This is a genomic window from Actinomadura sp. 7K534 (assembly GCF_004348575.1).
Classification (GTDB): Bacteria; Actinomycetota; Actinomycetes; order Streptosporangiales; family Streptosporangiaceae; genus Spirillospora; species Spirillospora livida.
This window is the reverse complement of record NZ_SMKB01000262.1, coordinates 1-9458: the sequence shown is the minus strand read 5'-3', so window position 1 is coordinate 9458 and position 9458 is coordinate 1. Positions and strand designations below refer to the sequence as shown.

The 9458-nt window shown below is 70.7% G+C and carries 10 protein-coding genes; 8 read left to right on the top strand and 2 right to left on the bottom strand.

All coding sequences use genetic code 11. The annotated features are described in order from the left end of the window. Positions 1 to 311, bottom strand: a 311-nt coding sequence (locus E1266_RS31920; protein WP_132053425.1) for a helix-turn-helix domain-containing protein, incomplete at its 3' end; no start/stop codon positions are given. Positions 312 to 542: 231 nt separating this feature from the next. On the opposite strand from E1266_RS31920, the gene E1266_RS31915 reads away from it, so the two are divergent. From E1266_RS31915 to E1266_RS31890, 6 genes are read left to right on the top strand one after another with little or no spacing between them, the layout of a single operon-like run. Next, the gene (locus E1266_RS31915; RefSeq protein ID WP_132053423.1) at positions 543 to 1007 is read left to right on the top strand and encodes a hypothetical protein; all 465 of its coding nucleotides are present in this window, start codon (positions 543 to 545) and stop codon (positions 1005 to 1007) included. Further along, entirely contained in the window at positions 1004 to 1312 is a 309-nt protein-coding gene (locus tag E1266_RS31910) for a hypothetical protein (RefSeq protein WP_207946035.1), read from the top strand. Before E1266_RS31915 ends, E1266_RS31910 begins: the two co-directional genes overlap by 4 nt. Before the next feature lie 56 nt (positions 1313 to 1368). Then, on the top strand, positions 1369 to 2037 hold the full coding sequence (locus E1266_RS31905) for a hypothetical protein (RefSeq protein ID WP_132053420.1): 669 nt from the start codon (positions 1369 to 1371) through the stop codon (positions 2035 to 2037). Beyond that, the gene (locus E1266_RS38410; RefSeq protein ID WP_165966290.1) at positions 2037 to 3461 is read left to right on the top strand and encodes a hypothetical protein; all 1425 of its coding nucleotides are present in this window, start codon (positions 2037 to 2039) and stop codon (positions 3459 to 3461) included. Before E1266_RS31905 ends, E1266_RS38410 begins: the two co-directional genes overlap by 1 nt. Beyond that, a complete protein-coding gene (locus E1266_RS31895) occupies positions 3451 to 4926 on the top strand; it encodes an SCO6880 family protein (protein ID WP_243719139.1) in 1476 nt (491 codons plus the stop codon). The genes E1266_RS38410 and E1266_RS31895 overlap by 11 nt, the downstream gene beginning before the upstream one ends. A gap of 20 nt (positions 4927 to 4946) precedes the next feature. Continuing rightward, complete coding sequence (locus E1266_RS31890; protein ID WP_243719137.1) at positions 4947 to 6428, top strand: DUF87 domain-containing protein; 1482 nt, start codon at positions 4947 to 4949, stop codon at positions 6426 to 6428. Between the two features lie 50 nt (positions 6429 to 6478). Here the strand turns inward: E1266_RS31890 and E1266_RS31885 are convergent, their stop codons facing one another. Further along, positions 6479 to 7090, bottom strand: coding sequence for a DUF6000 family protein (locus tag E1266_RS31885; protein WP_132053418.1), 612 nt, complete (start codon positions 7088 to 7090; stop codon positions 6479 to 6481). Positions 7091 to 7251: 161 nt separating this feature from the next. Here E1266_RS31885 and E1266_RS31880 point away from each other — a divergent pair, with 161 nt between their 5' ends. Beyond that, positions 7252 to 9057 carry a TraM recognition domain-containing protein gene (locus tag E1266_RS31880; RefSeq protein WP_132053416.1) on the top strand — a complete coding sequence of 602 codons (1806 nt, stop codon included), beginning with the start codon at positions 7252 to 7254 and terminating at the stop codon, positions 9055 to 9057. 74 nt (positions 9058 to 9131) lie between these two features. Beyond that, positions 9132 to 9458 (top strand): DUF4913 domain-containing protein (locus E1266_RS31875; protein WP_132053414.1); only part of this gene is annotated, 327 nt, incomplete at its 3' end.

The window sequence follows — 9458 nt, the reverse complement described above, 5'->3', positions numbered from 1 at the left end:
GTGTTGTGGGCGCCGGTGCGGGCTCGGCGTTGGGCGCGGTACCCGGCGCCCTTCCTCGGTTCGGGCTGTCCGGGCTCGGGCTGGTCGGTGGGGTTGGTTGGGTCATCGGCGGCTTCCCCGGGTTGGTGGTGGGGCTGCCGCAGCACCTGTCGGACCGCTTCCCAGGAGTAGCGGAAGTCTTTGCCGGTTTTGAGGGCGGGGATCTGCCCGGCGTTGGCCATCCGGCGGACGGTCTGGGGCGACAGGCCGAGTCTGGTCGCGAGTTCGGCGGTGGTGAGGACGTCGGGGTCGCGGCCGGGTGTCTCGGTCATCGCGGGGGCTCCTGGGTCGGCGGTCACGGTTGTTCCCTTCCAGTGTGGCGTGTCGGTGCCGCGGAAGCACGTTCTTGAGCGTGATGGCGTTTCCAGAAACTGTTTGGCGATACTTGCGCTCCATAATCTTGCCACGTACTGTGATCGCTCGACAACCCAGAGCGTTGATTCGGGGGTATGCGGGTGAGTCTTCGACACACCGGACCAGTCCCAGGCCACCAGGCACAGGACGTGCCGGACGAAGTGCTGGACGTGGTCGTGGCCGGTGCGCACGGCGGCGCGGGGACGTCCACGCTGACCGCGCTGCTGCCCGCAGCGTGGGACATGGGCTCGATCAAGCCGCTGCTGGAACTGGGCCGCTCACCGCTGCGCGCCAAGGGCCGCCCGGTGGTGCTGACGGTGCGCAACACCGCGGTGGCGGCCAAGGACGCAACGGCAGCGATCGGCGCCCTGCGCGACTGGGACGAGCGGGTGTCGGCGCTGGCGATCGTCAGCGACGGCGGCCCCGAAACACGGGACGCCACGGCCCGGTTCGCGCTGCTGCAAGCCCGGGTCGGCGGGGTAGTGCGCATCCCGCACGTGCGGGCGCTGCGGCTGGTGGAAGACCCCACGGTCGTCGACCTGCCGGGCAGAGCGCGCCACGCCCTCGACGAACTCCGCCGCCTGGTGCGCGTGTCCGGCGAGCGGGGGCGGTGACCGTGCTGGCATCGTTCATCGGCTTGTTGCGGCTGGTGCCGCGCGCGGACGTGGATGTGCCCGATCCGGCTCCGGAGCCGCCGCCGGGGCTGGATCAGAAGATGGAGACGCTGCTGGCGTGGGGCAAGTGGGGCGTGCTGATCTGCGGGGTCGCGGGCCTGTTCATCTGCGCGGGTCAGATGGCCATCGGGCGCAAGAACCGGTCGACGTTCGCCGCCGATGGCGCGACCGGCATCCCGTGGGTGCTGGGCGGGCTCAGCCTGGCGGCGACAGCCGCGCCGATCGTCGGGGTGTTCTTCGAATGAACCGACGCCAAGAGACTGGTCCGTGGTGGCGCCGTGGCTGGGTCATCGCGACGACAGTGATCGCCGCAGGAACGCTAATCGGCTTGGCCATGCCGGTGGCGTTCAGGACCGAGACCGACAGAACGCCGATCGCCATCCGCACGACAGTGCAGGCGGGGCTCCTCTTGGGCGCCCCGCAGGTGTCATTTACGGGCGTGGCGTGGCGGGACTACCACGGGGTCGTCCTCCCCTATTCGGCCGACGATGGTCCGCGCGATGCGGGCGACGATCTGGCGAAGGGGTTTGCCCGGACGCCGCGGGGGGCGTTGCTGGCCGCGGTCCACATCGTGGTGCGGGCGAATGTGCGGTGGGGGCCGAAGGTGTTCGAGCCGACCATCGAAGAACAGGTCATCGGGCCCGACGCCGAAGCCTTGCTTGTCGCGGCCCGCGAGGCGTACGAGGAGCTGCGTGGTGACCGGCCGGACGGGGATGCGTTGGGGCGCGGGTACGTCGTCCTGGAGGGTTTCCGGTGGCAGGGCTACTCCCCCGCGGCGGCGAGCGTGGATCTGGTGTCGGCCGGTCCGGGTGACAGCGAGGTGACCGTGAGGGCGGTGACCCGGGTCCAGGTGCAGTGGCAGGGCGGTGATTGGCGGGTCGTCGGCCCGCCGGGCGGGACGTGGGCCGGGTCGGCGGCCCCGGTCGAGTCGACCGACGGCTATGTCCGCTTCCCGGGCGGAGGTGCCTGATGCTTCCCCTTGACCCGTGTTCGCCGCTCACCGATCCGGCCTGCCTGCAACCGGTCGACAACGACGATGGCGAGAACACGCTGGTTCCACCGCCGCCCGATATCCCGGGCGCGATCGGCGGGCGGATGCTGGACGAGGCCGCCGAGTCGTTCCAGGCAGCGGTCGGATGGCTGATCTCCAAGACCGCGTCCTGGTGGGTGGAAACACCGTCGCCGAACCTGCAGGAGGAGTCGGCGATCGGGCATCTGCAACTGCTGGTCCAGCCGCTGACGGTCTCGGTCGCGGTTATGGGGCTGCTGGTGGTCGCCGCGAAGATGGCGCTGACCCACAAGGCGAACCCGCTGATCGACCTGGGCCGGGGGCTGGCGGTGCTGGCGGCGGTCACCACGATCGGCGTGGTGGTGCCGAACCTGCTGCTGCAGTGGGGCGATGAGTGGTGCGGCTGGGTGCTGAGCGCGTCCTCGCAAGGGGACTTCGCGCAGCGGATGACCAAGGTCGTGACCTTCCCGTCGGGGACACCGGCCGCGCTGGTGCTGCTGCTGTGCATGTTCGCGCTGGTCATCGGGATTCTGCAGGCGATCCTGCTGTTGTTTCGCGCCGGGGCACTGATCATCTTGGCAGGGCTGCTGCCGCTGGCTGCCGCCGGGATGATGACCGCGGCGACCAAGACCTGGTTCGCGCGGGTGGCCGGCTGGATGCTCGCGCTGATCTTCTACAAGCCCGCAGCCGCAGCGGTGTATGCGACCGCGTTCACCCTGGTCGGTGAAGGGCAGAGTCTGCACGCGCTGCTGATGGGCATGACGATGATGCTGATCAGCCTGGTCGCCTTCCCGGTGCTGCTGAAGTTCTTCACCTGGACGACCGGCGGAACCGAGTCCAGCAGCGGCGGCGGCATGCTCGGCGCGCTGATGAGCAGCGCCGCCGCCCTCGGCGCCCTGCGCGCCTACGGCAGCGGCGGTTCCGGCGGCGGTTCGGAGGGCGGGCAGTCCAGCTCGGCCAGCGAGCACACCAGCTACCTCAAACAGCAACTCGGCGACCAGGGCACCTCACCCGCCGGCGACTCCGCAGACCCGGCGCCCACCCCACCCGGATCGCCCGACCGGCACTCGCCTGCCTCCGACACAGGCGACCACGCCTCCGCTCCGGGTGCTCCGTCCGGAAGTGAGCAGCCGGGCGCCACCTCGTCCGGGACGGATCAGAACCCGGCGGGCGGACACGGGTGGGCGCCACCTGACGGCGGGAACGGTGAGCCGGTCGGCCCCGCGTTGATCCGGACAGCGGACAAGGAACGGCAGCGCGGCGAGGACATGGTCCGCTGGGCCGCCACCGGCAGTACCGCCGGCTCCAGCGGCGGTGGCGCGGGTGGCCCTGGTGGCGGTCCGACCGGCGCGGTCGGTGAAGGAGGTGCCGGCGGTGGGAAGTGACATCCGCACCTACGGCGGCTGGCGCCGCCGACACGGCATCGGCCTGCTCGGCCTGGACACCACCTCCACCTTCATCGCCCTCGGCGCGGCGCTGCTACTAGTCCTGATCGCCGCCACCGCACCGCACCTGCTGGTCTACCTGCTTCCACCGGCACTGATCGGTGGCGGCCTGGGGCTCGTCCGGATCGGCGGTGTCCCAGTGGCGCGCCTGGTGCTGGCCCGGTGCCGGTGGCGCTGGGGTGTCCTGCGCGGGCACAACCGCTACCGGGCCGGAGTCGTGATCGACCATCCACGCGCGTTTCAGCTCCCTGGGGTGCTAGCGCCGTTGACGCTGCTGAGCGCGGAGGACGGGTACGGCGGGCGGTACGGGATCGTGTGGGACCGCCGTACCGGGCTGCTCACCGCCACGCTACGGGTCGTTCCGGCCTCGACCTGGCTGGCTGACCGCGGCGACGCCGATGCCTGGGTGGCGGGCTGGGGCGGCTGGCTCGCTGCCCTCGGGCACATGCCCGCCGTCCGATGGGTGACCGTCACCGTCGAGACCGCGCCCGAGCCCGGCTCCACCCTCGCCGACGCCGTAGGCCGCGCCGTCGTCCCCGCTGCGCCTGCGGCGGCGCGGACCATCATGAGCGAGCTGGTCCGCACCGCCCCCGCCGTGGCGGCCGATGTCGACACCCGCGTCTCGATCACCTTCGACCCCAAAGCAGCCGCGTCCCGGCCCAAAGACCTGTACGAGGCTGTCGCAGAGCTTGGACGCACGCTCGACGGGTTGGCGTCCCGGCTCGGTGGCTGCGGGGTCTCCGTGCTCGGGCGGGCGACCGCGGCGGAGATCGCTGGGGCGGTGCGGACCGCGTTCGACCCGCACGCCCGCGGCGAGGTGAACCGGCTGCTGACCGGGCCGAACTCGGACGAGGTGCTGAACTGGGGTGATGCGGGTCCGGTCGCTGCGACCGAGCACACCGGGCACTACGAGCACGACGGCGGCGTCTCGGTGAGCTGGGCCTGGCACGAACCACCCCGCCAAAACGTCCGCTCCGACGTCCTGGCCCGCCTGGTCGCACCCGGCCCGTTCCCCAAGCGCATCACCCTGCAGTACCGGGCGCTTCCGGCCGCGGCGGCGAGCCGGGTGCTGCAGCAGGAAGTGAACGCGGCAGCTTTTCGTTCCCAGTTCCGCCGCCGTACTGGCCGTGATGAGACCGCCCGTGACAGCTGGGACGCCGCCCGCGCCCGCCAAGCCGCCGCCGAGGAGGCGATGGGCGCCGGGGTGTGCCTGGTCTCGCTGTACGCCACCGTCACTACCACCGACCCCGACCAGCTGCGCCGCGCCGTCGCGCACGTGGAGACCGCCGCCGACTCGGCCAAGATCCGTCTGCGCCGCCTGTGGGGTAGCCAGAGCGCCGGATTCGCCACCACCCTGCCCTGCGGCATCTGCCCACCCGCACTGTCGCGCCGCCTCAACCACTAAAAGCGCTGGAGGAACTGAGCTTGCCGAACGCCGAAACCCGCGCCATGTCCGAACCGCTCGCCCCGCCGTGGGGCTGGCGCGGCCCCGGGACCGGACGCGCCGCGCACGTCGAAGGCGCACCCGAGTACCAGGCCACCACTAGCCAGCTCTGCGGCCTGTACCCCTTCACCGCCGGATCCGGCACACCCACCGCCGGCACCCCGGTCGGACGCCACCAACTCTGGGGCGAAGTCGTCTGCCTGGACCCGCTGGCGTGGCTGCGTGAAGGGCTGGTCACCAACCCCGGCATGTTCGTCCTCGGACAACCCGGCACCGGCAAATCCACCCTCGTCAAACGCCTGGTCACCGGCGCCGTCGCCACCGGCACCACCCCGATCGTGCTCGGCGACACCAAACCCGACTACACGAAGCTGGTCGAATACCTGGGCGGCCAGGTCATCCGGGTCGGACGCGGCGTCGACCGCATCAACCCCCTCGACACCGGACCCCTCGACCAAGCCCGGCGCCGCCTCACCGGGGCCGCCGCCGAAACGCTCCGCTGGGAGGTGCGGTCCCGGCGGCTGTCGCTGCTGCTGGCGCTGGCGACACTCGTCCGCGAAGCGCGCATCACCAATGCCGAGGAAGTCGTCCTGGGCCGCGCCATCGACCTGCTCGACCACCGCCTCGACCATGAACCGACCATCGTGGACGTCCTGCGGGTGCTGGAGCAGGGGCCGGAAGAGTTGCGCTCGGCCACCCGAACCGACACCGCCGGCTCCTACCGGGCTCAGACCCGCGACCTGGTCTTCACCCTCGATCTGCTCATCTCCGGGTCGCTGGCCGGGGTTTTCGACTCGGCGACGACTCGCTCGCTGAATCTGGACGCGTCTGCGGTCAGCGTCGATATCTCCCGGGTCCGCGCGGCCGGCGACAAGCTGCTGACCGCCGCGATGCTGTGCACCTGGGCCTACGCCTTCGGCATGGTCGACGCCGCCACCACCCTGGCCGACCTCGGCGCCGGGCCACGCCGCTCCTACCTCGGCGTCATGGACGAACTCTGGCGCGCCCTGCGCGGCGCCCCCGGCCTGGTCGAACACGCCGACGCCCTCACCCGCCTCAACCGCGCCAAAGGCATGGCCTCCATCATGATCACCCACTCCCTCGCCGACCTCGACGCCCTGGCCACCGAAGAAGACCGCGCCAAAGCCAAAGGCTTCGCCGACCGCTCCGCCATCACCGTCCTGGCCGGACTCCCGCCCCGCGAGCTGGCCCGCGTCCACGAGATCGTGCCGCTGACCGGCCCCGAGCAGCAGCTCGTCACCTCCTGGTCGGCGCCCGACTCCTGGCAACCCGGCGCCCGCCACCCCGGACGCGGCAAATACCTCATCAAAACCGGCGAACGCCTCGGCATCCCCGTCGAACTCTCCCTCGTCGGCCCCGAAACCGACCTCTACGACACCGACCAGAACATCCGTCGAGATCCTGGACGCTATCGGGGGAACTGCGGGGTGGTGGCCCTGTGAGGCGGCCGCCTGCGCCCGAAGTTGGCGGAACTGGCCATTTCAAAGCGACGTCAGGGTCGGTTGTGGCGGCTCATGATGCGGTCGGCGAAACCGTAGAGCTCGGCGGTGTGGCGCCGGCATTCGCGTGGGTCCTGGCCGGCGAATACCGACTGCGGCCAGAGCTCGATAAAACGGTCAGCGCGGCTGGTGCCGAGTACTTCATCAAGGTGAAGCAGTGCGCCGATGGCCGCGTCCTGGTTGTAGTGGCAGTCGGCACGTGGCAGGTAGTGGTCCAGATAGGCGGCCAGGATGTCGGCGTCTTCGGGTTGACCAAAACGGGCCAGGGCGATGCAGTACCCGATCCCGGCGTAGACCAGTTCACTGGCGAGCAGCAGCTCGCCGAGGGTGTCCCTGAACTGGCTCCGCCGGTCCAGCGCGATGAGCCATCCGGCAGTGATTCTGGACCGCCATTCCAACTCCAGCAGCGCGCTCAGGTCACCATCGCTGATCTCGCGAGCATCGCTTGCCAGGGCTGCCTCAAAGGCATCGATGTCGGGCCTGCGGGGCTGTATCGGGTTTCGCAGGCTCCGGTAGCGGCTGGTGGCGTAGGACTCGGGATTCCAGACCACATAGCGGCGGATGAGGGCCAGGTCCTGCGGTGTGCTGGGAGCGCGGAATGTCACGGGCACATCCTGGCCCGCCGGGTGGTCGGCCCGTCAGGTGGGCGGCCCGCTTCACACCGACTGATCTTGCCCCTTCGGCCTCTGGAAAGGCCCGAGCACGCATCCCATAGAGATCAAGCACGTCGAGGAGCTCTTACCGGCCAGGCTGTACGGGGCGGCGCATGAGCCGGGCGTTGGGACCGAAGGCGTCCTTGTGGCACTCCAACGCGGGCGCCGCGTGGCTGGTGCTCGCCGCCTGCTGGACGCCCATCGTCGGGCTGTGGGTGGTGTGGATCGCCGCGAAGCTGAGCACTATGGCCACCGGCGGGTCGATCATGCCGTTCGGGTCTGACTTCGCCGTCGCCCTCATCCGGGGAGAAACCGATGTGGCGTGGCCGGGAACGCCGACACCGCTGGTGTTGCTCGTCCTCGTCCTGCTGATCAGCGCGCTGGTCTACGCGGGCTGCGCGGTCTGGCTGCGGATCGCGGAACGTTGCGCACAGCCCGGGGACCCCGTCGCCGCGCTCGCCGACAACCCCGGCCTCACCACCCTCCAGCCCGGGGCGACCGCCGAGAAGGCAATCGCGCTACGGCGTTCACTCGCCCAATCCGACCCCGGCGACCTGGAGCCCAGCGATGTCGGCCTTGTCCTGGGAGATGTCCTGCTCCCGGGTGACCGGAGCGGCCCGACGCTGTTCGCCTCCTTCGAAGACACCGTTGTGGCGTTCATGGCGCCGCGGTCGGGCAAGACGACCACCCAGTCCATCCCGCATGTCCTGTCGGCCCCTGGGCCGGTGATCGCCACCAGCAACAAGGCGGACCTGTGGTCGGCGATCGCCGCCGTCCGCGCCGACCGCACCGGCGGCACGACCTGGTTGTTCGACCCGCAGCGCATCACCTACCAGCCGCAATCGTGGTGGTGGAACCCCCTGGCCGGGCTGTGCACCGTTGAGGACGCGCACCGTCTGGCCGGGCACTTCGTCCTCACCGTCGACGACGGCCAGAAAAAGGACCTGTGGGGACCGGCCGCCCAAGACCTGCTCTGCGCGCTTTTCCTGGCCGCCGCCACCTCCGGCCGCTCGCTGCACCATGTGGCCGGGTGGCTGGACGAGCCCGCCGTCCCCACCCCCATCGAACTGCTCCAGCAGGCCGGTTTCCACCTCATGGCCTCCTCCCTCAAAGGCACCCAGAACGGCGCCGTGGAAACCCGTGACGGGATCTACCAGACCGCCCGCACCGCCGCCAAAGCGCTGCGCGACCAGGAAATTCTCGCCTGGGTCACCCCGAGCCGCGACCTGCCCGTCTTCGACCCCGACGCCTTCGCCACCTCACTCGACACCCTCTACCTGCTGTCCAAGTCGCTGTCGGCCGCCGCGCCGCTGATCGCCGCGCTCACCGACACCACCATGCGCGCCGCCGAACGCCGCGCCGAACAAGCCGGCGGACGCCTCGACCCGCCCCTCATCGTCGCCCTCGACGAGGCCGCCAACATCTGCCGCATCGCCGACCTGCCCCAGCTGTACTCCCACCTCGGCTCGCGCGGCATCATCCCCGTCACCATCCTGCAGAGCTACGAACAGGGCGTCACCGTCTGGGGCGAGCCCGGCATGGCCGCGCTGTGGGGTGCCGCGACCCGCAAACTCATCGGTGCCGGCATCGACTCGCCCCGCCTGGTCCGCGACCTGGCCACCCTCATCGGCCAGCACGACGTCCCCGTCCGCTCCCTCACCTACAGCGACGGACGCGCCAGCGAGCAGATCTCCCTGCGCCGCCAGGAAATCCTCGAAGCCGCCGACATCCGCGCCCTGCCCACCGGCACCGCCCTTCTGCTCGCGACCGGTACCAGACCCGCGCTCGTCCGGCTGCGCCCCTGGTACTCCGGCCCGCACGCCGCTGCCATCAACCAGGCAATCAAGGCGGCCGACAGCGCCATCGCCGAGGCCGCCCGCCGCCACTACAACCGCCCAGACAACCCGCCCACGCCGTAACCAGCACGCGCCGTAAATCCGCTTCCACGAGAAAGGGGCCTTCGAATGCACCGATCCGCAGCTTTGGAGGCTTCATGCCCAAGCCCGACACGTCCGCGACCGGCGCCAAGCGTCCCGAATCGCTGTACCCGGACGTCACCGCCTGGGTGACCGGGCACTTCGTCCCGATGTACCGCCGCACGCTCGGCGGCGAGTTCCGCTGGTGCGCCCAATGGTGGCGACACGGCGAGGCCATCTCCCGCCTCACCGCCCTGTGGTTCTCCTGGGAAGCCATGCGCATGCAAGGCGCCACCGGCATGGCCCTGTGGTACCGCGACCACCTCGACCACCACATCCCCGTCCTCCTCGGCCCCCGCGGCCCCTTCTACCAATGCACCGAGAACCAACACCTCACCCCGCAC